The 24334-nt window shown below is 60.6% G+C and carries 22 protein-coding genes and 1 pseudogene; 2 read left to right on the forward strand and 21 right to left on the reverse strand.

Annotated elements, in window-relative coordinates; all coding sequences use genetic code 11:
• Positions 1–22 precede the first annotated feature (22 nt).
• The 15 genes from G485_RS0104865 to G485_RS0104945 all read right to left on the reverse strand — a co-directional run bounded on the left by G485_RS0104865 (position 23) and on the right by G485_RS0104945 (position 12108).
• Positions 23–1102 (reverse strand): site-2 protease family protein, encoded by a 1080-nt coding sequence (locus G485_RS0104865; protein WP_027091628.1) that lies wholly within the window; start codon positions 1100–1102, stop codon positions 23–25.
• A 223-nt stretch (positions 1103–1325) separates the two neighbouring features.
• The gene (locus G485_RS0104870) at positions 1326–1691 is read right to left on the reverse strand and encodes an arsenate reductase family protein (protein ID WP_027091629.1); all 366 of its coding nucleotides are present in this window, start codon (positions 1689–1691) and stop codon (positions 1326–1328) included.
• A 17-nt stretch (positions 1692–1708) separates the two neighbouring features.
• Entirely contained in the window at positions 1709–2683 is a 975-nt protein-coding gene (locus G485_RS0104875; RefSeq protein ID WP_027091630.1) for an RluA family pseudouridine synthase, read from the reverse strand.
• Positions 2680–3270 carry a cob(I)yrinic acid a,c-diamide adenosyltransferase gene (locus G485_RS0104880; protein ID WP_027091631.1) on the reverse strand — a complete coding sequence of 197 codons (591 nt, stop codon included), beginning with the start codon at positions 3268–3270 and terminating at the stop codon, positions 2680–2682. The genes G485_RS0104875 and G485_RS0104880 overlap by 4 nt, the downstream gene beginning before the upstream one ends.
• Before the next feature lie 112 nt (positions 3271–3382).
• The gene (locus G485_RS31205; protein ID WP_276203337.1) at positions 3383–3517 is read right to left on the reverse strand and encodes a hypothetical protein; all 135 of its coding nucleotides are present in this window, start codon (positions 3515–3517) and stop codon (positions 3383–3385) included.
• A 251-nt stretch (positions 3518–3768) separates the two neighbouring features.
• Entirely contained in the window at positions 3769–4365 is a 597-nt protein-coding gene (locus G485_RS0104895) for a bifunctional adenosylcobinamide kinase/adenosylcobinamide-phosphate guanylyltransferase (RefSeq protein WP_027091632.1), read from the reverse strand.
• Between the two features lie 76 nt (positions 4366–4441).
• On the reverse strand, positions 4442–4693 hold the full coding sequence (locus G485_RS0104900; RefSeq protein ID WP_169732293.1) for an aspartyl-phosphate phosphatase Spo0E family protein: 252 nt from the start codon (positions 4691–4693) through the stop codon (positions 4442–4444).
• Positions 4694–4808: 115 nt separating this feature from the next.
• On the reverse strand, positions 4809–6026 hold the full coding sequence (locus G485_RS0104905; RefSeq protein ID WP_027091634.1) for an aminotransferase class I/II-fold pyridoxal phosphate-dependent enzyme: 1218 nt from the start codon (positions 6024–6026) through the stop codon (positions 4809–4811).
• 31 nt (positions 6027–6057) lie between these two features.
• The gene (locus G485_RS0104910; protein ID WP_027091635.1) at positions 6058–6549 is read right to left on the reverse strand and encodes an Lrp/AsnC family transcriptional regulator; all 492 of its coding nucleotides are present in this window, start codon (positions 6547–6549) and stop codon (positions 6058–6060) included.
• 186 nt (positions 6550–6735) lie between these two features.
• Positions 6736–7134 (reverse strand): spore coat protein, encoded by a 399-nt coding sequence (locus tag G485_RS25120; protein ID WP_051318032.1) that lies wholly within the window; start codon positions 7132–7134, stop codon positions 6736–6738.
• 28 nt (positions 7135–7162) lie between these two features.
• Positions 7163–7414, reverse strand: coding sequence for a spore coat protein (locus G485_RS0104920; protein ID WP_205620115.1), 252 nt, complete (start codon positions 7412–7414; stop codon positions 7163–7165).
• Positions 7415–7718: 304 nt separating this feature from the next.
• Entirely contained in the window at positions 7719–8636 is a 918-nt protein-coding gene (cysK, locus tag G485_RS0104925) for a cysteine synthase A (protein WP_027091637.1), read from the reverse strand.
• Complete coding sequence (locus tag G485_RS0104930) at positions 8633–9181, reverse strand: hypothetical protein (protein ID WP_027091638.1); 549 nt, start codon at positions 9179–9181, stop codon at positions 8633–8635. The genes cysK and G485_RS0104930 overlap by 4 nt, the downstream gene beginning before the upstream one ends.
• A gap of 109 nt (positions 9182–9290) precedes the next feature.
• On the reverse strand, positions 9291–9722 hold the full coding sequence (locus G485_RS0104940; protein WP_027091639.1) for a DUF350 domain-containing protein: 432 nt from the start codon (positions 9720–9722) through the stop codon (positions 9291–9293).
• Positions 9723–9744: 22 nt separating this feature from the next.
• A complete protein-coding gene (locus G485_RS0104945; RefSeq protein WP_027091640.1) occupies positions 9745–12108 on the reverse strand; it encodes an endonuclease MutS2 in 2364 nt (787 codons plus the stop codon).
• A 147-nt stretch (positions 12109–12255) separates the two neighbouring features.
• Here G485_RS0104945 and G485_RS0104950 point away from each other — a divergent pair, with 147 nt between their 5' ends.
• Positions 12256–12615, forward strand: a complete 360-nt coding sequence (locus G485_RS0104950) for a phage holin family protein (protein WP_027091641.1) — start codon at positions 12256–12258, stop codon at positions 12613–12615.
• A gap of 75 nt (positions 12616–12690) precedes the next feature.
• On the opposite strand, the gene G485_RS25125 is transcribed toward G485_RS0104950, so the two are convergent.
• The gene (locus G485_RS25125) at positions 12691–19104 is read right to left on the reverse strand and encodes an S-layer homology domain-containing protein (RefSeq protein WP_169732294.1); all 6414 of its coding nucleotides are present in this window, start codon (positions 19102–19104) and stop codon (positions 12691–12693) included.
• Between the two features lie 317 nt (positions 19105–19421).
• Between G485_RS25125 and G485_RS0104960 the strand changes: the two genes are divergently transcribed.
• Positions 19422–19748 carry a cupredoxin domain-containing protein gene (locus tag G485_RS0104960; protein WP_276203338.1) on the forward strand — a complete coding sequence of 109 codons (327 nt, stop codon included), beginning with the start codon at positions 19422–19424 and terminating at the stop codon, positions 19746–19748.
• Between the two features lie 44 nt (positions 19749–19792).
• Here G485_RS0104960 and G485_RS0104965 read toward each other — a convergent pair whose 3' ends face one another.
• The 5 genes and pseudogenes from G485_RS0104965 to G485_RS30350 form a co-directional block, all read right to left on the reverse strand.
• Entirely contained in the window at positions 19793–21781 is a 1989-nt protein-coding gene (locus G485_RS0104965) for a methyl-accepting chemotaxis protein (protein ID WP_169732295.1), read from the reverse strand.
• 728 nt (positions 21782–22509) lie between these two features.
• A complete protein-coding gene (locus G485_RS0104970; protein WP_027091644.1) occupies positions 22510–22782 on the reverse strand; it encodes a hypothetical protein in 273 nt (90 codons plus the stop codon).
• Complete coding sequence (locus G485_RS0104975; protein ID WP_027091645.1) at positions 22779–23525, reverse strand: MBL fold metallo-hydrolase; 747 nt, start codon at positions 23523–23525, stop codon at positions 22779–22781. Before G485_RS0104975 ends, G485_RS0104970 begins: the two co-directional genes overlap by 4 nt.
• A 182-nt stretch (positions 23526–23707) precedes the next feature.
• Positions 23708–24085: pseudogene (locus tag G485_RS25130) on the reverse strand (NAD(P)H-dependent oxidoreductase); the annotation flags it as partial.
• Positions 24009–24329 (reverse strand): hypothetical protein, encoded by a 321-nt coding sequence (locus G485_RS30350; RefSeq protein WP_169732291.1) that lies wholly within the window; start codon positions 24327–24329, stop codon positions 24009–24011. The gene G485_RS30350 and the pseudogene G485_RS25130, both read right to left, overlap by 77 nt.
• Positions 24330–24334: the final 5 nt, after the last annotated feature.

Below are 24334 nucleotides of genomic sequence, written 5' to 3' on the forward strand. Positions count from 1 at the left end.
GGCGGCAAAGGCCATTCGGCAGTTACGGCCGCGTCAGCCCCGATTCCTGAATCCACCCCATCATGACGGCCAGGAACAAGGCCAAACCGCCGTACATGAAGCCGTAGCGCCATCTCGCGCCCCTGGACACTTCATAATAATTGGACGGCTCGTAAAGCTCGCCTTCGGCCCGGACCCGCAGCATGACGCGTCCTTCCGCGTCCGGCTCGCCCACCTGAACGATCGAGACGCCATGAATCGTGCAAGGCTGGTTGATCTCCAGCTCGCCCCGAAAGTTCAGCGTATCCCACCAGAACTCCACGACGTGCTGGCCGTCCAGCCGGCAGTAAGCGGTAAACGGCAGCTCGCGCTTGTGCGACTGTCCCGACAAGTACCAGGCCGGCAGCGACGGATCGACGTCCGCCTGGAACACGCCCTCCGCATAGTGCCGCTTGCCGCCCTTGCTTCCGCTGAAGAAGCGCCGGTACATCTGCCACAGAAACCAAATCCAGATGAGGAGAAAAAGAATGCTGTGCGTGTACCAGACGACGAACGGCCCCAAGGCCGCTCCGGCCACCCAGAGCCACCGGCTGACGGCGGCGGCGATCCGTCCCCCGTCGAGCGGATGCAAGGGGAGCAGATTGATCAGATTGAGAAAAAAGCCGACGTAAGCGAGCGCGAGCCAAATCTCGGCGTCCGTCCACGCCCATATCCCGAAACAGGCGAGCGCCCCGAGCGAGCCGAGCAGCGGACCGCCCAGCGCGATGTACGCTTCCGTCTCGGCGTCTTTGGGGTGCCGCTTGAGCATAATCATCGCGCCGAGGAACGGAATGAAGACGAGAGCCGTGACCGGCAAGCCCCGGCGTTTGGCCGCCCAGACGTGCCCCATCTCGTGAATGAAAATAAGGGCGACGAAGCCGAGTGCGAACGTCCATGGATAAATGAGCGCGTAGGCGCCGACTGTAATGAGAATCGACAACAGCGGTTTCCCGAATTTGAGCAAAGCCAGGAGCACGCCCTTGCCCTTCGACAGCAGGAGGAGCAAGCCCGCGCCCCAGGCCCACGGCCCCCTCCTGCCTCTGCTCCTCGCTTCCCGATTCCGGGATTCCGGTTCTAATGACAACGGATCGCACCTTCTTTCTGCTCGGCCGGATTCCGGCGATTCGGCGGTTATCGTTTGCGCGAGCGCAAGCGGGTCGGCCGATTTGTACCGCGATGCTCGCATTCGCGCAAACGGAACGGCTAGTTGCCGCAACATTTACGGCGTCTCCACGGATCGGCGGACCCGTCGCTTCGTTTGCGCGAACGCAAGCGGGTCGGCTGGCTTGCCAAGCGTTTGCGGCGGATCAGCCGGCTTGCCACGCTTGTTTCGCGTCCTCGCGGAAGCCGACGGTCGCGCGCTTTCCGTCCGTAATGACGGGACGCTTGATCAGCATGCCGTTCGAAGCGAGCAGCCGGACTTTCTCCTCGTCGGACATCCCGGCGAGTTTATCCTTCAAGCCGAGCCGCTTGTAAACTTCGCCGGATACGTTGAACCACTTCGCGATCGGCAAGCCGCTTAGGCGAATCAACTCGCTGAGCTGCTCCGGTGAAGGGGGCGCTTCGGCGATATTCCGAAGGTCAAGCTCGTAGCCTTGCTCTTTCAGCCATTTGACCGCCCCGCGGCAGGTGCTGCAGGACGGGTATTGATAAACGGTCAAAGATTTGCTCATGCAGTCTGTTATCCTCCTCAAACCTTCTGCGCGTCAAGCCCGGGCGGAAGCTCGGACAGCCTGGCCTCCAGCGTCTGCAGGTCTTGCGGCAGCCCGGCCTCGAGCTCCATCGGCGCGTTCGTCACCGGATGGCGGAACGCGAGCATGGACGCGTGCAGCGCCTGCCGGCCGATCGCTCCCTCGAGCGCGCGGGCGAGCTCGGTCCGCTCCCAGGCCGGATCGGCGTAATAGGCGTCGCCGATGAGCGGACAGCCGACGGAGCTGAGATGAACGCGAATCTGGTGCGTCCGTCCCGTGCCGAGGCGGACGTCCAGCGCCGTCGCCCCGCATGGGTAGCTCGCGGCGACCCGGTAGTACGTCAGGGAAGGGGCGCCGTCCTCGCGCACCGCCCGGCGGTGCGGGTCTTCGGGCACGCGGCCGATCGGTGCGTTCACTTCTCCTTCTTCAGCCGGCGGGCGGTCGAAGACGTAAGCGCGATATTGCTTGGTTACCTCGTCCTTCGCCATCTGCTCGGACAACTGCTGGTGAGCGTAAGGATGCTTGGCGACGATGACGAGGCCGGACGTATCCTCGTCCAACCGGTGAACCGGACGGAACCGGCGGCGCTCGCCCTTCTCCAGCCAGTAATGGACGACCCCGTTCGCGAGCGTGTTCAAATAATGCCCGGTCGTCGGATGGACAATGATGCCGGCGGGCTTGTTCAGCACGAGAAGATGCTCGTCTTCGAATACGATGTCGAGCGCCATCGGTTGCGGATAAATGTCCTCGGACGTCTCCCGCTCCATGCGGAACTCGACGACGTCGCCCGCCGCGAGCCTGTAGCTCGGGAAGGCTTTCTCCCCGTTCACCGCAAGCCCTTCCTCCGACTGCTTCAGCCGGACGAACAGCCGCCTGGAGACGCCCAGCCGGTCGCGCAGCACGTCCCGCAGCATGCGGCCTTCGTCCCGTTCGTCCGCCACATGCACGACCGGCTCGTAATAGCCGTCGCTCATTCCGCTTGCGGCCTCCGTCCGAACACGCGGGCGCCGCGTTCGTATTCCGTGTCCGCGACGCCCGCCAGAACGTTCGCTGTCCGCGCCGCCGCGAAGAAATAGTCGGACAGCCGGTTGACGTAGCGCAGCACTTCTTCGGGACAGGGCTGGCCCGAATCGGCGAGCGTCACGATCCGGCGCTCCGCCCGGCGGCAGACGGTCCGGCACACGTGCAGCCGGGCGGCGGGCTCGCTCCCGCCGGGAAGGATAAAGCGCTCGATCGGCGGCAGCGACGCCTGATGGCGGTCGATCCACGCCTCCAGCCGCGCCGTCATGTCCGCCGACACTTTCAATTGCGACGCCTCGGGATTCGCGTACGACAAATCCGAGCCGCAGTCGAACAGCTCCTGCTGAATGACGCCAAGCTCCTCCAGCAGACCGTCCCAGGCGGCGTCCTTCGCGTCCGCCATCCAGACCGCCGCCAGGCCGACATATGCGTTCAGCTCGTCGATCGCGCCGTACGCTTCGACTCTGGCGTCGTTCTTGGATACGCGTCCCCCGATGACCGAAGTGCGGCCCTGATCTCCGGTTCGGGTATATAGTTTCATCGTCGTTTGTCCTCCGTTTCGTAGTTCCGCCAATGTGGCTCTAATCTTGAGGTTCTTTCGCGCATACCACCGCATTCTCGCTAATGTGGCTCAAATCTTGAGACTCTTTCGCCTACCACACCGCATTCCCGCTAATGTAGCTCAAATCTTGAGACTCTTTCGTCCACCACACCGCATTCTCGCTAATGTGGCTCAAATCTTGAGCTTCTTTCTCCCACCGCACCGCGTTCCCGCTAATGTAGCTCAAATCTTGAGACTCTTTCGCCTACCACACCGCGTTCCCGCCAATGTAGCTCAAATCTTGAGCTTCTTTCTCCCGCCGCACCGCGTTCCCGCCAATGTAGCTCAATTCTTGAGCCTCTTTCGCCTACCACACCGGATTCCCGCTAATGTGGCTCAATTCTTGAGCCTCTTTCGCGCATACCGCCGGATTCCCGCTAATGTGGCTCAATTCTTGAGCCTCTTTCGCGCATACCGCCGGATTCCCGCCGATGCAGCTCAATTCTTGAGCTTCTTCCGCGGGCTCTTCAGCTCCGTCGCGACGCCGGCGACGAGATGATGCAAGCCGTCGCACGCGTCGGAGAGCCTCCGGTTCGCGCCGGACAGCTCCCGCAAATACCAACGCTCCCAAGGGTCGCGGGCGAGCCCCCCGGGCGTATCCTCCGTGACGACGAGCAGCCGCCCCTCGAAGCCCAGCAGCGCGCCTACCACCTCGCGCAAAGCCGCTTCGAGCTTCGCCGTGCGCAGCCGGAACGTCTCCTCCGTCTCCTCCGGCGAAACGCTCCGGATCTCTTCGACCGCCTGTCTCAGCCAGCCCGACAAGCTGTCCACGATCACGACTCTATCGCTCGCCCGGAACGGATTGGACAGCAGATTGATGCGGTTCAGCCGCTCCGCCAGCGCACGATCCGCGGGCAACAGCGTCCGCCGTCCCCTGTTTGCGCTCCCGGCGGCTTCCCCTTCTTCGCCGGCACCGCAAGCTCCGGGCCAGGGGGGACAAGCCAGCTTAATCGCCTCCCGGCCATGGGCGGCGGCCCACGCTTCAGCGAAAGCCGATTTCCCGCTGCCGATGCCGCCGGTGACGATCCAGAGCATAACTTTCCCTCCTTCGAGCCTCCATACGTTTTACTATAGCAAAAAGAAAAAGCCCAGTCACGGAATTGACGGGGCTCTAACGGTTAACCGTAATTTGTTTCATATATTCGATGATTTTCGCATCCAGCATCCGGCTGATTTCCATGACGGTGTCCGCGGTGAACGATTCTTCCCGCAGGAACGCTTCCGTCATGCTTTTCCGCAATTCGTCGATTTCCTCCTCCAGCCTGCGGCTCGCGCCGATGGAGGTCCTGTCCCGGTCAAGCAGCGCGGATGAGATGGAATGGATCGCGGTATCCGGGCTTGATGAGGGTTGCTGTTCCGCCATCTCCATGCTCTCTCCCCTTTCTCATGACGAATAACCATCAAGCGGGATGAAAAAACAAGGGTAATTATAGCAGAACGAGCGGAAAAAACCTATCTTTTTGGAGCAAATTGCAATTTTATCGCAATTTGTTCAAAAAATCGTCAATCCTCTCCAGCGCTTCCGTCAATTGCGCGACGGACGTCGCGTACGAGCAGCGGATGAAGCCCTCTCCGCCCTTCCCGAACACGTAGCCGGGCACGGCGGCCACTTTCGCTTCGCGAAGCAGCCGGGACGCGAACTCCTCGGACGACAGCCCGGTCGACCGGATCGACGGGAACGCGTAGAACGCGCCCTGCGGCTCGTGGCAGTCGAGCCCGATCTCGCGGAAGCCCTGAACGACCAGCCGCCGCCGCTGATTGTACGATTCGATCATCCGGTGCATCTCTTCCATGCCGTTCGTCAACGCCTCGAGCGCGGCGACCTGGCCCATGATCGGAGCGCACATGACGGTGTATTGGTGAATCTTCAGCATGGCGGCGATCAGATCCGGATGCCCGCAGGCATAGCCCATCCGCCAGCCCGTCATGGCGAAAGCCTTCGAGAAACCGCTGACGACGATCGTCCTATCGCGCATGCCCGGCAGCGAAGCAAAGCTGACGTGGCGCGGGCCGTACGTCAATTCGGCGTAAATCTCGTCGGAGACGACGATCAGATCGTGCTCCTCGACGAGCTTAGCGATCGGCAGCAGATCCTCCCGCGTCATGATGGCGCCGGTCGGATTGCTCGGGTAGCACAGGACGAGCACCTTCGACCGGGGCGTGATGGCGGCTTTGAGGTTCTCCGCGGTCAGCTTGAACTGGTCCTCGGCGAACGTCTCGATGCCGACGGGAACGCCGCCGCTAAGCGTCGAGATCGGATTGTACGGCAAATACGTCGGTTCGGGAATGAGAATCTCGTCTCCCGGTTCGATCAGAGCCCGAATCGCGAGGTCGATCGCCTCGCTGCCCCCTACGGTGACGAGCATTTCGCTTCCCGGATCGTAGTCGAGGCCGAAGCGGTCGTGCAAATATCGGGCGATCGCTTCGCGCAGCTCCGGCAAGCCCGCGTTGGACGTATATTGCGTTTTGCCCTTCTCGAGCGAATAGACGGCGGCATCGCGATAACGCCACGGCGTGACGAAATCCGGCTCGCCGACGCCGAGAGAGATGATGCTGCTGTCCTTGCTGGCGCTGACCAAGTCAAAAAAACGCCGGATGCCCGAAGGGGGAATGGCCCGCGCTCCGGCCGCCAGATAACGCTCCATGCCGCCAGGCTTCGTTCGGGTCTCGGGCTGTTTTTCCACGTCTTTGATCATGGTTCTTCGGTTCCTTCTTTCTTCCGTCAGGTTACGGCGAGACCAGGAGACGATGATCGTCCTCGAATTCTTCGAAAATGATGCCGTCCTGTTTGTATTTTTTCAAGATGAAAAAGGTTTTGGTCGAAATGACGGATTCGATGGTGGACAGTTTGTTCGAGACGAACGACGCGACTTCCTTCAAGTTCTTCCCGTCGATCTCCACGCACAAATCGTAAGCCCCCGACATGAGATAAACCGACTTCACTTCCGGGTACAAATAAATGCGCTCGGCGATGCTCTCGAAGCCGCGGCCGCGCTCGGGCGAGCATTCCACCTCGATCAGCGCGGTCACCTTCTCGTCGTCCACCTTGCTCCAGTTGACGACCGCCGCGTACTTGACGATGACGTGATCCCGCTCCATCTCTTCAATGGCGGAGGACACTTCCGCTTCTTCGGCGCCTAGCATGGTGGCGATGGTCGCCGGGGAGAGACGGGCGTCTTCCTTGAGCAGATCCAAAATTTTCGATTTCAATTCGTTCATGGGGATCCCTCCTGAATAACTCTCATATTACATCAAATACAGGCCGGATGGAAAGGAGCATTTCGCGAAACGAAAGGGATTTCCTTCGGGGACACTCGCCGCCGCACATACTCAAAAGGACGGGAAAAGGCACCCTCCGAGCCGGCGCGCGGGCGCCGAAGGAGAGTGCCTCCGAATACGAACTCGTTACATGTAATTGTTCGGCGGCTGCCACTGCGGCGCCGGCTGGTAAGCCCAATCGCCGAACGCTTGCGGCGACTGGCCGGGCGCGGCGCTCTTGCGCTGCTGGACGAACTGGTTCGTCTTCTGCTGCGTGCTCTGATACGATTTGAGCTGCTTGTCAATCTCCTGCTTCAGCGCAGGCGACGCGGCGTTGTACATTTTCTGCTGGCTCATCGCGTTATAAAGCTCGCCTTGCATGGCGAGCGTCGTGTTCAGCAGCTGCGTGAACTGCTGCCGCACGGTCGGGCAGACCGATTCCGTCGCGGCGGTCGCGTATTCGCGGGTGACCCGCTTGAGATCGGACAGCACCGTATGAGCCAAATCCTCGTCCGGAAGAAACGGCTGCGATTGCGGGGCGTACATTCGTTGAACTCCTCCTCTTGTTTGACGGTCAGGCTTGCGGCTGGGTCGGGGCGAGCGGCTGATGCTGCTGCAAGCAGTTCAGCAGCGCCTGATAGTGCTGCATATGCACCTGAGACTGGTGCTGAAGCACTTGCCGGATTTGCGGATTGGTGCAAGTCAGCCCGGCGGATGTGCACTGCTTGATCAGCAAGTCCTCGTTCGACATCGAATCCGCGATGTATTCGAGCTCCTTCGCGGTGAGCGGCTGCAAATTCAAACGGTTCGTTCCTCCTTTTACCATTCGGGTTAACAGCCGTAGTTTGCCGCTCCGCTTCCGAAAATATGCACGAATCGCCCGCCTAACCAAAAGCCGCCGCCCGAACGGACCCGAAGGGGCCGAACGAGCGGCGGCTGCCGATAAGATAAACTTCAATCGAAGTCTCTCAGGTATGAGCGACCGCTCTCTTACCCCAAAAAGTGACGTAAACCTTCGCAGCCTATTCCGAATACTTTTTGGGGACACCTTACCATTGCGGAAGTTTTTCCAGGTACAGAAAGTTTTCATTTACTTTAGCGCTTTAGCGAACTTAAACTTTCTGTAACGTTCAGAAAATATCCATGCTCAAATACCGTTCCCCCGTGTCCGGGGCGATGCACAGCACCCGCTTGCCCGGGCCGAACCGTCGGGCGATTTGGAGCGCCGCCCAGACGGACGCGCCGGACGACGGGCCGAGGAGCAGCCCTTCCTTCCGCGCGAGCTGGCGGGTCGTCTCCAGCGCGTCCTCGTCCTTGACGCGAATAATTTCGTCGTAAACGGAGGTGTTCAAGATCGGCGGAACGAAGCCCGGACTCGTTCCGACCAGCTTGTGCGGGCCGGGCTGGCCGCCGCTCAAGACGGGCGAGCCGTCGGGCTCCACGACGGCGATGTGCAGCCCGGGCAGCTTGGCCCGAAGCGTCTCGCCGGTGCCCGTGATCGTGCCGCCGGTGCCCGCCGTGGCGACGAAAGCGTCGAGCCGGCCTTCCGTCTGCTCCATAATTTCCAGCGCGGTCGTCGTCCGGTGGATGTCCGGATTGGCGGCGTTCTCGAACTGGTTCGGCATATAGCTGCCCGGAATTTCTTCCAGCAGCTGCCGCGCCTTCGCGATCGCGCCGGGCATCCGCTCCGCGGCCGGCGTCAACACGACCTCCGCGCCGTAGGCACGGAGCAGCGCGATGCGCTCCTTCGTCATGTTGTCCGGCATGACGAGGATGAGCCTGTACCCTTTGGCTGCGGCGTTCATCGCCAGGCCGATGCCGGTGTTGCCGCTCGTCGGTTCCACGATCACCGAGCCGGGACGGATGAGCCCGCGCTTCTCCGCTTCCGAGATCAACCCGAAGGCGGCGCGGTCTTTGACGCTGCCGCTCGGGTTCATCTTCTCCAGCTTCACCAGCACTTCCGCATCCCGCTCGGAGACGAGCCGGTTCAGCCGCACCGCCGGCGTATCGCCGATAAGCTCCGTTACCGATTGGTACATGCCCCTCATCGGATCGGCTCCCCGCTATCCGCTGCGCTCTCGCCGAGCTTGTGCGCCAGCTTGTTCCTGTCGCCTTCGGACAGCGTATGCTGCACGACGAAGCAGGACGGACAGACGTAGACGGTCATCGCGAACGGAGCTTCCAGCAGCGGCCGTCCGAGCTCTTCGGGCGTGCGCGGGCGGAACCCTTCCGCGCTCACGATCCGCTCGCCCGCTTCCAGCATATATTCGCGGCATTGCGGGCATTCCGGCACGAATTCCTGCTCGTCCAACAGCCTCTCGACCGCCTCTTCGAAGCGAAGCAGGCTTTCGTCCTTTTCCCGAAGGCCGTCGTCCCGCTTCCAGTCAAGCTCTTCCTCTTCGTCTTCGTACGCTTCCGAATGTTCCGACCGCTCCTCCGCCTCGTCCGGATCGTCCTCGTAACGGTCGATGTCGATGCGCATCGTCCGGTAGCCGCCCAGCTCGTTGTCGCAGATCGGGCAGAACTTCTCCGGTTCCTGGCCTTCCTCCTGCGTCACTTCGCTTTGGCACCAAGGGCAGATGATGACCGCCATGTTATCCCTCCTTTACCATATAAACGATCCCGATGGCGAAAAACAGGATGGCAAACGCGAATAACGTGCCCCAAAGATACTTCATTCGTCAAACCTCCCGCCGGCGGCGTCAAGCGTAGATCACCGCGGCTCCGATAATGTAAGACAGCGAAACCGATAACAGCATCGCGATCAAGCCGACCGCCCGGTTGTCCTTCGCGATCTCTTCGTCGATCCTGAACACGGGCGTCAAAAATTCGAACATAAAGTAACCGACCAGCAGCAGCAGAAAACCGATCGAAGCCCAAAGCAAACTTTCGTAAATCGTATCCTGCGCCTGGATGGAAAAGCGGAAGATGTTGCAGAGGCCGAAAATTTTGCCCCCGGTCGCCATCGCGACCGCTACGTTGCCCTTGCGGATTTCGTTCCAGCAGTTGTATTTGGTCACCCACTCGAAGCAGGCGAGGCAAACGATCAGCATCAGGATGCCGACCGAGAAATAGGCCAGCATCGCCGCCAGGGGATGAGACATCAGCGTGTCGACCGCTCCGGTATCCTGCATGCGCCCCGCACCTCCCGCCTCGTCACTTCAATTCGGCCACGGTAACGCCCGCGCCGCCTTCCCCGTAGTTGCCCAACCGGTAGCTTTTCACGTGCTTGTGCTTGCGGAGAAACTCCTGAATGCCGGTGCGGAGCGCTCCCGTCCCTTTGCCGTGAATGATGTAGACCGTTCCCAGGTTGGCCAGGAACGCTTCGTCGAGGAACCGGTCGGTCTCCACCAGCGCCTCGTCCAGCGTGGCTCCCCGCAGATCGAGCTCCGTCCGGACGTCTTCGCGCGAGCGCCGAACGGTCGTCACGTTGACGGGCGTCCTCGCCGGAGCGGCCGAAGCGGACTTGCGAACGGCCTCCAAATCGCTGAGCGGCACCTTCATCTTCAGAATGCCGAGCTGGACGAGCGCCTCGCCGCCCGCCAATTCGACGACGTGCCCCTTCTGCCCGCCCAGGCTGAACACTTTCACTTCGTCCCCGGCTTCGATCCGGCTCTCCTTGCCGTGACCGGTGCGCCGCGGCTTCGCCACCGGGTCGGGCACCGAATCCTCGAGCCGCTTGCGCGCTTCGATCAGCTTATGCTCCTTGAGCGAAGCTCCTTCCTCCATCGCCATCCGGCGCAGGTCGGCAATGATCTCCTCCGCCTCGCGCCGGGCTTTGGCGACCGCCTGCCGCGCTTCGTCCCGGGCATCCTCCAGCAGCTTCGCCTTCTGCTCCTGGAACTTGAAGCGCTCGTCCTCGAGCTGCTGCCGAAGCGACTCGATCTCCTTGCGCAGCCTCTCGGCGGTTTGCCGCTCCGATTCGGCAAGCCGCCGGTCCCGCTCCAGCGAAGCGATCATCGAATCCACCTTCAGCTCTTCCTCGCTCACCTGTCCGCGGGCATGCTCGATGATCGACCGCGGCAGGCCGAGCCGCTCGGCAATGGCGAACGCGTTGCTTCGGCCCGGAACGCCGACGAGCAGCCGGTACGTCGGGCGGAGCGTCGCCACGTCGAATTCCATGCTGGCGTTGATGATCCCTTCGCGGTTGTAGGCGTACGCCTTCAGCTCGCTGTAGTGGGTCGTGGCGAGGATCCGGCAGCCGATCCGGTGCAGGTGCTCGAGAATGGCGATCGCCAGCGCCGAGCCTTCCGCGGGGTCGGTGCCCGCGCCCAGCTCGTCGAGCAGCACCAGACTGCGCGAAGTCACCTGGCCGAGCATGCCGATCAAATTCGTCATGTGGCTGGAGAAGGTGCTAAGGCTCTGCTCGATGCTCTGCTCGTCGCCGATGTCGGCGTAAATGCCGTCGAAGACGCACATCCGGCTGCCGTCGTCGGCCGGAATGAACAAGCCGGACATCGCCATCAGGCTGAGCAAGCCGACGGTCTTGAGCGAGACCGTCTTGCCGCCCGTATTCGGGCCCGTGACGATGATCGCCGAATACGCCCCGCCGAGCTCGACGTCGATCGGAACGACGCGCTTCGGGTCGATCAGCGGATGCCGGGCCCGCTTGAGCCGCAGCTCGCCGTCGCCGTTCACCTCGGGCAGCGTGGCGAACATCGAATCGGCCAGCGCCGCCTTGGCGAAAATAAAATCGATATAACCGAGCGATTCCGCATCCGAAGCGAGCAGCTCGGCCTTCTCGCCGACGAGCCCGCTGAGCCGGCGCAAAATGCGCTCGATCTCGTCCTGCTCGCGCAGCTTCAGCTCCCGCAGCTTGTTGTTCATCTGCACGACCGCTTCCGGCTCGATGAACAGGGTGGCGCCGCTGCCCGACGTATCGTGGACGATGCCGCCGAAGTGCGAGCGGTATTCCTGCTTGACCGGGATGACATAGCGGTCGCCCCGCATCGTCACCAGCACGTCCTGCAGCATCTTCTGCACCGATGAGGAGCGGATGAGGCTGTCGAGCTTCTCCCTGGCGCGGTCCGCGTAAATGCGGATGTCGCGGCGGATGGAGGCGAGCTCCGGGCTGGCCGCGTCCATAACTTCCCCCTGCTCGTCGATGCAGCGGCGAATTTCGTCCTCGATCGGCTTGGCGTCGATGAGCGGCTCGCACAGATCGCTCAGCAGCGGGATGTCGATCTCGTCGTTTACGGCAGCCATATATTTGCGGATTCTCCGGGAACCCATAATGAGGCCGGCGATATCCGCCAATTCGGAAGGCCCCAGCACGCCTCCGAGCTTCGCTCTGCCGAGCGAAGGCCGGACGTCGGTGATGCCGCCGAACGGCGGAACGCCCTTGAGCGCGACCGCGCGGACCGCTTCGTCCGTTGCGGCGAGCCGGCGCCGCACTTCGGCCAAATTCGCGGAAGGACGAAGCTTGGAAGCCTCTTCCTTGCCGAGCGAAGTGGCGGCGGCCTCCGTCAGGCGGAGAATGATTTTGTCGTATTCCAATGTCATGAGCGCCTTGTCGTTCAAGTGAGGCCCAACTCCTCTCCCCCACATTATAGCTCAGCGGCGGCCGCTTGCGAAACCTTCCACTCATAGTCCCGCCTCGTTAAGGCTAAACTAGTTCCATTACCGGGATCAACCGGGAGTAATTATAAGGCTGAAGGAGGTTCGTCTGTGAAATTCCTCGGACATGTCGTGCGCTTCGTCGTCTCCGCGATCGTCATTATGATCGTCGGTTACATTGTGCCCAACTTCTCGGTCGGGGGCTTCTGGAGCGCGTTGCTGCTTGCTCTGGTCATCGCCTTGCTCGGGTGGATTATCGAGGGCATTTTCGGCAAAAGGGTCACTCCGTTCGGCCGGGGCATCGTCGGGTTTCTGACGAGCGCGGTCGTCATCTGGCTGGCGCAATTCGTCGTCGGCCACGTGCACGCCACGATTCTCGGCGCCTTGCTGGCCGCGTTGGTGATCGGAATAATCGACCTGTTTATTCCGATCGGCAACCCTTTCCGGGCCGGTCAAGCGAAGCAAAGCTAACGCCGGCGCCAAAAAGCCCCTGCATCCACTCGGGATGCAGGGGCTTTCTTGTCGCTTGCGTGCCGAAGCCGCTCCTTACTGCGGATTCAGCATGCCGTAAATCCGGTAGACGATCTGCGCCGTCTCCGCCCGGGTCGCTTTGCCGGTCGGACGAAGCGCCGTGCCGTCGCCTTCGACGATTCCGGCACCTTCCATCGCAGCGACGGCGTCTGCCGCATAGGAGGCGATGGCCGAATGGTCCCGGTAGCCGCTCACATCGGACGCCGTCCCCGACAGCTTCAGCTTGCCCGTAACCTCCAGAGCGCGGGCCAGCAGAACCATCATATCCTGGCGGGTAATCTCTTCCCGCGGATTGAACCGGTTGCCGCCGGTTCCCGTCGCGATGCCGAGCCGGCGAACGACGCCGATCGCATCGTAATAGTAATCGCTCGGGCTGACGTCGCTGAAGTTCGAATCGAAGTCGGCGCGAAGATCGAGCAGCCGCACGAGCAGCGCCATGAAGTCCGCTCTCGTAATGTTTTTCTTCGGCTCGAACGTGGTCTGCGAAGTGCCTTGAACGATTCCGAGCCGGTAAAGCGCTCCGATCGCTTCCTTCGCCCAGTCGGCCTTGCCGTCCACATCCTTGAACGGAAGCTCGCCGGCAGGAACGGGCGGCTCGGTCGGCTCCGTCGGTTCGGCAGGAGTCACAGGAACGGTAGGCGCGGTTGGCTCCGTCGTTCCGTTCGATCCGGACGAATCCGGCGTGCCGGCATTCGCATCTCCGGGCTCCGATTTCGCATTCGTGCGGAACGTTGCTTCCGGGCCGTCCGTCGTCCAGTTGCCCGCGGCGTCGCCCGCCTCCACCTTGAACCGGTACGCCGTCGAGCTTGCCAATCCGGTTGCCCGGTAGCTTAAGACGCTTCCGGATACGGTCGCCGCCAGCTGGCCGTTCTTATAAATCCGGTACGCCGATACCGCCGTATCGTCCTTGGCCGCCGGCCATTTCAGCGTGATGGCGGAGGAGGATTTGGCGCTCGCGGTCAGCTTCGCTCCAGTACCCCAAGCGGGTGCGGCGGTATCCGACGCTCCGCTGCCTTCTCCCGCCGTGAAGCCCCAAATATCGGATCGCGTAAACCCGCTGTTCGCGTCTTCGGCGGTCGCGTACCATTGGTAATACGCGCCCGCTTGCAGCCCCGTCCAGCTCACGGAGGCCGCGCTTCCGCTTGCCGCTTCGCTCTGCGAGCCGATCGCGGTGGAAGAGTACACCCGGACGCCGAAGTAATCGGTCGCCACCTGCTTGTCCATCGCCTTCAGGTCCGTATGGATGTCGAACTCGTCCTTGCCCGGATATTCCTTCGGATCGTAATAGTTGTAGTCGTCCAGATAAGGCGAATACGTCTTCACGTGCACCTTGTTGTTCGCGGTATCGAATTGAAGCAGACGAATGTAGCCGAGTCCGCCCTTCTCCGCTCCCTGATAGTCCGCCAGAATCTGGTGGACCTCGCGGTCCGGCACTCCGTCTCCGTCGTCGTCGATCATGTCGACTTTATCTTCGGCATCGTGGTAATGCCCGCAGAGAACCATAAAGACGTTCTTGTTCGGCACGACGACCTTCTCGTAAATGACGTCCGAGATCGGCGCCCGGTTGGCCGATACGAGCAAGTATTCGTGGAAGTTCAGAATCGCCTTGCGGTCGGGGTACTGCTTCAGCACCTCATTGATCCATTCGATATCCTGATCGCGGATGTCCCAACCCATGTAGATGGCGATGAAGTCGACTCCCCCGGCCGAGATGAGATCGTAGTGCCCGCGATTGTTCAGATAGGTCCCGCCGTAAGTCGGCACGTTCGCGAACCGGTCGGCGCCGAAATACTTATAGAATTGCGAGTAATCCGAGTACTGATGGTCTACGTCATGGTTGCCCGCCAGAACGCCGTAAGGAATGCCGGCAGCCTCCAGCGTCTTCATGTCCTTGTCCGCTTCGATCCACTGATATTCCTGATCCCAGTCGTCCACGACGTCGCCGGTATGAAGCACGTACTTGATGTTCATCTTGTCCTTGTTATCGACGATCCACTGGGTGTTGCCGGAGTAAATGTACGGATAGCTCTCCGAATAATATTGCGTGTCGGACATCCATACGAAGGAGAAATCGTACGGATCCTCGGACACCGGACGCTCGTCCTGCACGAGGACGTGAATCTTGCCGTCCGGAGCGTATTCGCCGGCTTCCACCGAAGCGCTCAGCGCGAAGGGCTCCGCCCCGGCGATCTTGCTGTCGAGCTGAACGTATTTGCTCTCGGACGGACTCCATGCGTAGAGGCTGACCTTGCGCCCTTCCAAAGATTTGCCTTTCCAATCGATGACGACTTCGTCGGTCGCTTGAACCGACTTGTCCAGCTCGACGTCGAATCGATGATAGGGAAATTTCTCCTTGGAATCTTCCGTCAAATAATTGCCGTCTTCCGCCGCGAGCTTGGCCCACTCCTCTTCGGTCAGCGCCTGCTCGCCGGCGGCAGCGATCGTCTTCGGAGGCTCCACGTCGGAAGCGTTGCGGTACCCGGCGATTCCCGCCCGATGCGCCGCATCGTATTTATAGCCTTTATAAAAGCTTACCTTCATGGGATCCCCGGACGGATCCGTCACCTTGACGGTCAGCTTCCCGTTCGCATCGACGCCGCTCGAATCGTTCGCCGGAGCGACCAGCTCGGGAGGGAGAGGATTCTCGTTCGGCACAGAGAAGGAGATCGTCTTCTCCGCCTTGTTCCCCACGTTGTCCGTAGCCGCGATGACCAGAACATGCGTGCCTCCTCCCAGCTTCGAGGAGGAAGTGGCGTAAGGCAGCTCGACGCTCTTGCCGTCCAGCGTCGCTTCCGTCGACTTAACGCCGGACAACGCGTCCGCAATCGTCGCCTTCAGCTCGAACGGGCCCCGATACGTTTTCCCGTCTTCCACGGAGGCCGCGATCGACGGCGCCGTATTGTCGACGTACACTTTCGCTTGCACCTTCGAACCGCCGGAACCGGCGGCCGTAATCGTGTGCTCCCCGTCCCCCGCGGAAGCCGTATTCCACGAGTAGGCCTTCGACTTCAGCAAGCCGTCCGGCAGCTTGAAGCGAAAGTCGACCGCTTCGAGACGACCGCTGCTGTCCCCCATCTTGATCTCGGCCGCCGGGTCGGAATACGCCGAATCGTAGACCTGCGTGCCGTCGGACAGCACGAGCCGGACATTGCGTACGGTGAAATCGTCCTTGTTCTCTTCCTTCCGATCGTCGAACGGAGACGCCTTCGTTCCGGCGCGAATCGAGATGACGTTGTCCCCCGACTGCAGTCTCTCCGCCGCGATCGGCACGGACAGCGTCGTATACGAATTGATCGGGTCCTGGAACGTGTACAGAATTTCTTGCCCGATCGTGACGCCGTTTTTGAAATAGTAGTTGACGCTGTTCGCTTCGAACGCGAACGTCGCGTCTCTCTCCAGCGCGTGGTAGGTCGAAGAGGATACGTCCTGTCCGTCCACCTTCAGCGTCAGCGAATCCGGTCCGGCCGATTCCGCCGTTCCCTTGATCAGGAAGGTGCCGTTCACGAAGTCGCCGTCCTTCAGGTTCAACCGGAGCGGGGACCGGTCCGCTCCTCCCGTAATGGCGATCGTATGCGTAGCGGAAGTAACCTCGTTCGTACCGTCCGATACGACGTAATAGTATTGGATCGAAGAGTGTCCGATCAGATCCGGCGCATAAATCGTATATTGGTAGTTTTGATCGTCGTAATCGAAATACAGGTAGCGCTTCGTATAGTCCGAAGCCGAATCGTTCTTGTAGTAAAGAGCGACCGACTTGACGCTCTGATCGTCGGAGGCGTCGGCCGACAGATGCAGATCGTTCGACTGGGAAATCTCCTGCAAGCCGGTCGTGTCCGCAATCGTCGGTTCGGTCGTATCTTCCGGCAGGCTGACGGGAACGGCGGGAACCTGATCGCCGCTTACCGTACCGGGCGTGGCGGCTTCCGTGCCCGCGCTCAGCATGATCATCTCCGTGCTGCCGTTGCTCGGATACTTGTACACAATCCCCTTGTTCGCGACCGTCTGGCTATCGATCGTACCATTGTAATAAGCGGCGGAGATGTCCACGTGGGTGTTCGTGCCGATGGCTACGCCCCGTTTCGAGGAATTCGCCATTCCGTCGGAATAGATTCTGAAGAGGTTCACGTTCTCCTTGAGATCGGTTCCGTACACGGCGTTGAAATCGTCCGCCGTCTTGGCTCCGTTCGCGCTGTTGATGACCCAGAAGACGAATGTCTGCCGGGAGGGGATGATCATCTCTTCGCTGTCCGTCGGCCATACGATATCCGCGTCGGGTCCGGAATCGGTATAGCGATAATAGAGCTTGTAATTTTTCAGATTGATCGCTTGGTTCGAGTTGTTGTAAATTTCGATGAACTCGTAGCCGTCCGCCGAACCGACGTTGGTGCTGTCCGGCACAAGCTCGGTCACGAGCAGCGGAGGCACCTTCGAAGGATCGAAGTCGCCGAGCTGAACCGTTACCGGATAAAGATCCGTCTTGACCGTATTCGTCCCGTCCGTCGCTTCGATATAATATTGAATCTCGGATTCGGCGAGCGCGGATTTGGGAATTTGGCCCTCGTACAGACCGCCCGGCTTCGCTCCCATCGGAATCGAAGAGAACAGCGATTGGGACGCCGACTTGTAATACAACGTCACGTTCAGAACCTCGTTCTCGCTCGCGCCCAAGGCCGCGTCGGTCACCGTCGCGGAAATCGTCAGATTCGCTTCCGGGGAAGCCGTCGTTACGGGCGTATGCGTAATCACCGGGGGATCGTTCGGTGAAGTCTCGGGCAGTTCGACCCGCTTACCCGGCACTTGATCGACCGTCACGGAGCCGGGAGTGGCCGCCTCCGTTCCCGCGGAAATCATCGCCATCTCGATCGAACCGCTGTCCGGATACCGGAAGAAAATCCCTTTGTTCGCAACCGTCTGCGCGTCGGTTTCGTAATGAGCGGCGACGAGATCTTGGCCTCTTGCGTCCTGGATGACAAGACTGCGCTGGCCTCCGTTGGCCATGCCGTCGTTCGAGATGCGGAACAGATCGGTTCCGAGCGTCAACGACGTCCCGAAGTTGGCGTTGAAGTCGGCCGCCGTCAGCGCGTCGTTCGAACCGTTGATGATCCATAGCGCAACGGCTTGTCCGGACGGAATCGGCACATCCCCCGTCGGCCACTGAACGTCTTTGGCGGGGGTCTGATTCGTATAGCGGTAGATCAGCTTGTAATCCTTCAAATTGATCGTGCGCGTGGAATTGTTGTACACCTCGATAAATTCATAGGCGTCCGCGCTGGCTCCCGTCACGTTGGCCGTATCCGGCGCCAGCTCGGTGATGAGCAGCGGAGGCCGGTCGGACAAGTCCTCTTGGCCCGAACCGCTGACCGTTACGTTATAAACATCCGTCTGCAGCTTCCCGCTGCCGTCGGTCGCTTCGATATAATATTGCAACCCGGCTTCCGTCAGCGCTTCCTTCGGGATCGCCGCTTCGAAGACACTGCCCGTCTCCGTGGATTCGCCGTCGCTTCTCGTCATAGCCAGTTCGGCGTAATCGTTCGCGGAGGCCGGCTTGTAGAAGAGCTTCGCGGCCGGTTCTCCGGCGGCGCCGCTCACCGTCGCGCCGATCTTCAAGTCTGCGGACAGGCTCGCCTCCGTTACCGGCGTATGATCGATATGAAGGCCGGTCGGGGCCGGTTCGGTCGGTTCCGGATCGGCCGGCTGCGCACCCGGCTCGTCGTACGTATACGCCGGCACAAGCGCCTCCTCGACCGCGCCCGGCGTTGCCGGGGCCAGACCCGCCGCCATTTCGCCCGTCGTCACCATCGCCATCTCGGTCGATCCGTCCGTCGGGTACGAGTAGAAAATGCCTTTGTCGGGCTTCGTCTGATCGTCGTTCTGATAGGAGGCGGAGACGACGGTATTGCCGTGGCGATCGACGATACTGAGCGTCCGGGGATTGCTGTTGTGCATGCCTCCCGCGGTCGTACCGCCTATGGTGCTGTCGATGCGGAACAGGTTCGTCCCGGCTTCGAGACCGAAGCCGCCTCCGAAGTTGGCGAGGAAGTCGGCGGTCGGAACCTCTTGGTTCGCCGAGTTCATCACCCAGAACACGACCGCCTGCCGCGACGGAATATCGACGGCGGCGCCCTCGCTCTCGCCGGTCAACGGCCAGGCCGTACGGGTGCTGCCATAGGAATAGACGATGCTGTAATCGTTGAAATGAATCGTTTCCTGCGAATTGTTATAAACCTCGATAAATTCATACCCGTCGGAGCCGCTCACATTCGTCGTATCCGGCACGAGTTCCGTAATGAGCAGCTTCGGCACCTTCGAATAGTCGAACGCCGCCTCGGCAGAGGCCTTGTGCCCCGCTCCGTACGGCGTCAACAAGCCGAGCAGCAAGCTGCCGGCCATGAGGCGCGAAGTCCATTGCCGCAATGATGGTCCTTTCAAAATAGCGCACGCTCCGTTCCTTATGTACTCAGGGAAATCTGAACCGCCAGGCTCCCTACAAATTTTCATTGTAGGAACGGAATATTTGCTTCGTTCGCGAACAATGTAAATCGGACGTAAAGGGGCGAAGCTTGCCGAATGGCTTATCTGGCAGCCGGCCGTTCACTCCTTCGCCACATGCTTCCAAATGGCGATTATGATATGATAGTTTCGAGACTTGGACGGCCTCGTCCGTTCAGGGGCAACAACTGGAGGGGATCGTCATTATTAGAAAAGGGTCATTTCTCGCGGCGACGGCGCTCGCTCTCGTTCTGGCGCTGTCGGCATGCGGGGGCGGGGGCGCGAGCGACGAAGCGGCATCGAAAAGCGAAGCGACGGAAGCTTCCGAGCATCTGGTCGTGAAAGCGTCCAATTGGAAGTTCGACCAGGCCGAATACACCATTCCGAAAGATACGCCCGTCGAGATCAAGCTCGTCAACGACGAAGGCGCCCACGGCTTGCAAATCAAGGGAGCGGGCGTCAATCTGAGCAACGGCAAGACGTCCCAGATCGTAACGCTGGCCGCCGGCACCTACGAGATGAAATGCAGCATCGTCTGCGGCACGGGACATCTGAACATGACGGCCAAGCTGATCGTGCAATGAAGCGAACGGCATCCCGCATGCGGGATGCCGTTCGTTTTTTAGGGCTATACGCGGAAACGAATCAGCAGCTCCTTCAGCCGTTCGGACAGGGCGGCGAGCCGCTGCGCGTGCTCCACGAGGCGGGAGCTGATCTCCGCCTGCTCTCCCGTCATAGCCGCCACCTCCTGGACCGAGGCGGTCGACTGCTCGGATACCGCCCCGACGCTCATGATCGTCTCCTGCAGCGACTGCTGCGCCGAATTCATTTTCCGAATTTTCTCCGTCGTTTCATTCAAGCTCTCCTCGAACTCGACCATGCGGCTGCCGACTTCTCCGATCAGGTTTTCCGTCCGGACAATCGCTTTGAATTGCTCTTCGAACCATGGCTTCGCGCGGTCCATCTCCTCCGTCGTTCCCTGAATGTCGCCCGCCATCGACTGCATCCATTCGGCTACCCGCCCTAGGTTGCTCTCCGATTCCTTGGCCAGATTGCCCATCTCCTGGGCGATCACCTGAAAGCCTTTGCCCAAAGCGCCGACCCGGCTCGCCTCGATGGAAGCGTTGAGCGACAAGATGTTCGTCTGCCTCGCCAGCCGGTTCAATTGTTCCAGCAATTCCGCCACGGAAGCGGTTTGCCGGCTCAGCGCCGCCATCCGTTCGTTGATGGCGCGGTTCGCTTCCTCCACCTTGCCCGTCGTTTCGGACAAATTCCGCAGCTGCAGCTGCCCTTCTTCTCCCGCGCGTCTCACTTCGGCCGCCTTCGCTTCCATGACGCCGTTCGCCTCGATAACGCCGCCGACGGCCCCCATAATTTCTTCCGCCAGCACGACGCCCCGCTCCGCGTCGGCCGCCAGCGAAACGGCGCCTTCCGATATGCCGCGGGTCGAATCGGCGATATGGCTTGCCGACGACGCGTTTTGCCTGGACTCCTGTTCCACGTAAGCCGCCGTCTCGAACACCGATGCCGCCGATTCGACCGTCTCCCGGATGAGCCGGCTCGTATTGGCCATCATCTCGTTGAAATGGGCGCCCAGCTTCCCGATCTCGTCCTTGCGGCGGCTTTGGGGAGCCCGTCCGGTCAAATCCCCGCCAGCGGCCCGTTCCATCAGCTTCGTAATGCTTGTGACCGGACGCGCGATCATTCGGACGACGGCCCACCCGAGCAGCGCGGCGAAGACGGCCGCCCCAAAGGCGGCGTAAACGGTCACTTGGGCAATCCGGACCGTGTCCTTCGTCAGCAGGCTCTGCGGAACGGTGCCGACGAGCGACCAGCCGGTTCCTTCCAGCGGATATTCGGCCACAATCTGCTTCCCGCCGGCAGCGCCGGCGTCCGCCCCTTCGCCCGTCCCGATCCCGGAAGGCTGCGCCAGCTTCGCGTAATCCGGATGGTAGACGAAGCGGCCGTTCCCGTCCAGAACGAACAGGCTCGCGCCAGCCACGCCCCCCAGACCGGCCGCCAGCGACTTCAGCTTCACCTCGATCGCGAGAACCCCGGCATCCTCGCCGGTCTGCGGATTCCGGATCAAGCGGGCGAGCAGGATGGACGGCTCCGGCTTGTATGTATCGTTCGTTTTGACAAAGCCCTTGCCTTCGCCTTGCGAAGCCAGCCAGAGCGGCTGGCCGTTCGCCTGAACCGCCTGCGCCACCCATTCCGCCTGGTAGGCGTCGCCGGCTACGCCTTTTCCTTCGCTCGTCACGCCGCCTCCGTCGTAAAGCACCGCGATCGAGCCGATCACCGAAGAATCCGCCTGGGCCGAACGGAACGAGTCCGCAATCCGCCCGGCGAGCGCGATCCGCTCGCTTGTGTCGTTCGACCGGCGCAGTTGTTGCACGTTTTGGGCGAACGTTTTGTCGACGGCCAGCTTCTTCGAAGCGCTGACAACACTGTCAAGCGTCAGTACGACGTTTTCGCCGGTTTTGGCGATCGTCTCCTCGAACGAAGTTTGCGCTTGCTTGACAATGATGCCTTTGGAAATTTGGTACGACAGGACGCCGACGATGCATACGAAAGCGACAATGCCCGCAAAAAACGCGATAAAAAGCTTGCTTCCCACGCTCAATCCGCCGCGAAAGCGAATAAATCCGGCAAATTTCATGATGCTGCCCCCAATATGTGGTATTTGTTATCATTATATTATGTCGAATTAAATCTAACAACGATAACATTTTGTAGAAAATGAACAACTTTTATTTGCCAACGTCTGTTAATTGCTCCACAGGGGGCGCACTTTGGTAGCGATCTGCTACCTAACGCGTCCGGCGACCCGCGGCCGGTGCCGCTACAGCAGCGATTCGCTACTTCACTCATCGGGCGCCTCACGCCTAGCGCCGCTTTGGCAGCGATTCGCTGCTTAACCCCGCCCACCCGCCCGGCAGCGAGCCGAACGTCGGCAAGAAGCCACGAATCGGCCCCCCAATCACCCTCCCGCCGTCGTCTCGATCCGCTTCCGTCGCACAGCACGCTTCCTCCGGCCGACAAGCAAAAGCTCCTTCGTCGTCCGAAGACGCCGAAGGAGCTTTACACCAAGAACCGCCCGGGGAGTTCGTTCGCTGCCGGTCCGGCATCCCTCGCGGGAGCCGCTCGCCCTAACGAACACGGCGATCGTTATTTGCCCCAAAAACGCGTTTTCCACACACCAACGAACCGACGAACCGTTAAAATCCGGATTTTCTTGAACGGGGCATCGCTTTAAACGAATAAGGGTTCCTCCGTTCGTTAAGTTTCCCCAACAGGCTTTCGAACGCGAAATAAGGGGTCTGGGGTTCGTAAGCTTCTAAAACGTTAAGCCCATACTGTTATGAAAAAAACACGCTTCGCTCTCCGGGCCATCCGCTTCCTATTCTCTGAGAATTTGCATCCAATGGCTTCGCCCGCCCCGCGATCGCCGGTTGCCGCCTTCCCGTCGCAAACGCCGAATACGACGGCGGAGTAGCGAACCGACCGCTTGAAAACCTCGTACGTCAGCGACTTTGCCCAATACATGCGTTCGTGCAAATAATCGTAGACATAAGGTTCGTTCAGCAGCCGCGGATCGTCGGAGATGACGATGCTCATATCCAATCGCCGTCCCCGGGTATCGCTACTTGCTGAAGCAGCCCTTCCTCCGCCAGTCTGGCTCGCAAATCCGCCCTCGTCACCAGGCAGTGGTTGATGGCGTCCATGTGCACGGCGACTGCTTTCGTATAAGAGGCATAGCGGCAAAAGGAGACGACACCGTCCGCGTCCATCGTAATCGGATCGCCGGTCCTGAACCGGGCGCCTCCGGCATTGACGACCGCGATATCCGGCCGGAAGCCGTCCAGCGCCTCGCGCACTTCGTCGCACCAGATCGTATCTCCCGCGATATACACCGTCGGCTCCCCCTCCGCCTTCAGAACGAAGCCCGAGACGGCCCCCATCGTCCGCCCGATCTCCCCCGTTCCGTGCTGTCCGCCGGTCCGGCTGATCGTCACGCCCCGAAACTCGATGCGGGAATCGACAGGCGTGACGCTTGCGAAACCCGCGCCGGCGATCGCCGCTTCGTTGCCCGGCTGGCATAGAATCGGCAGCGTTTTCGTAAGAGCGGCGGCGGCCGCGTCGTCCCAGTGGTCCCGGTGCAGATGCGTCACGACGACCGCGTCCGGGTTCAGCCACGAATCGACGCCGGAAGGCAGCGGAACGAGCGGATTGCGTCTGTCGTTCGGAGAATTGGCAATCGGCGGCGCGACGCCCGCATCGCCGAACATCGGGTCGACAAGGAAGGAAAGACCGGCGTAGTTTACCCACAGCGTCGCATGGCGGACGAGTTGAAGCTTCATTTTCCAGCACCTCGCATCATCTATTCGTTCCTTCTGCCGCCATTATAAAATGAACCGCCATCCGCGTAATCGGCCCCGTGAAAGAAACCGGCCGCCTTCTTTTTCATGATAAAAGAAATGCGTCGCCGCAAAGCAAAAAACACGCCTGTCCGGCATGTTCTGCGGGATCGAACGGAACGTTCTTAAAAAACGGATGCTACGGTTTGTTCGACTTGCTTCAGCATTTCCTTCAGCGCCGCTTCTCCCGCATGAGGCACGTTGCCGAAAAGAAGATGCTCCACGGGCTCGATCCCCGTAAAATCGAAAATCCCGGTGTCGGACGTAATTTTCAACCCGGCCGTCATGCCGATTTGATCGTAAATTTCTTTTGGCGTACCGTGCGTATTGATGATGAGACCTTTCTTTCCTTGCAGCAGCTTATCGACTCCTTGCTCGCCATAGGCATAAGCGAATCCGTAGGCAAACACGCGGTCGACGTAGCCTTTAAGAATGGCGGGCATGCCCGTCCACCAGATCGGGTAAATAAACGTAATCGCGTCCGCTTCGGCGATATATCGCCGACAGCCCGTTCTTTGCATAGAGGAACGCCAGGATGTCCCCGTGAGATGGAACGAGGCCTTCGATGCCGTGCTTTTCAAACTCGGACACAATCAACTTGTTGACCGCTTCTCTAATCTTGCCGATCATGGAAGCTGCGTCGCGATACGCTTCTGTAAGCCGACGATGTCGGGCTACAGCTTGCTGTCGTAGAAAAAAAAGCGGCCATTCCCCGTCATCAACGGAAAAGGGCCGCTCAGCCTGCATTTAGC

This window comes from Cohnella thermotolerans DSM 17683 (assembly GCF_000429825.1).
GTDB classification, from domain to species: domain Bacteria; phylum Bacillota; class Bacilli; order Paenibacillales; family Paenibacillaceae; genus Cohnella; species Cohnella thermotolerans.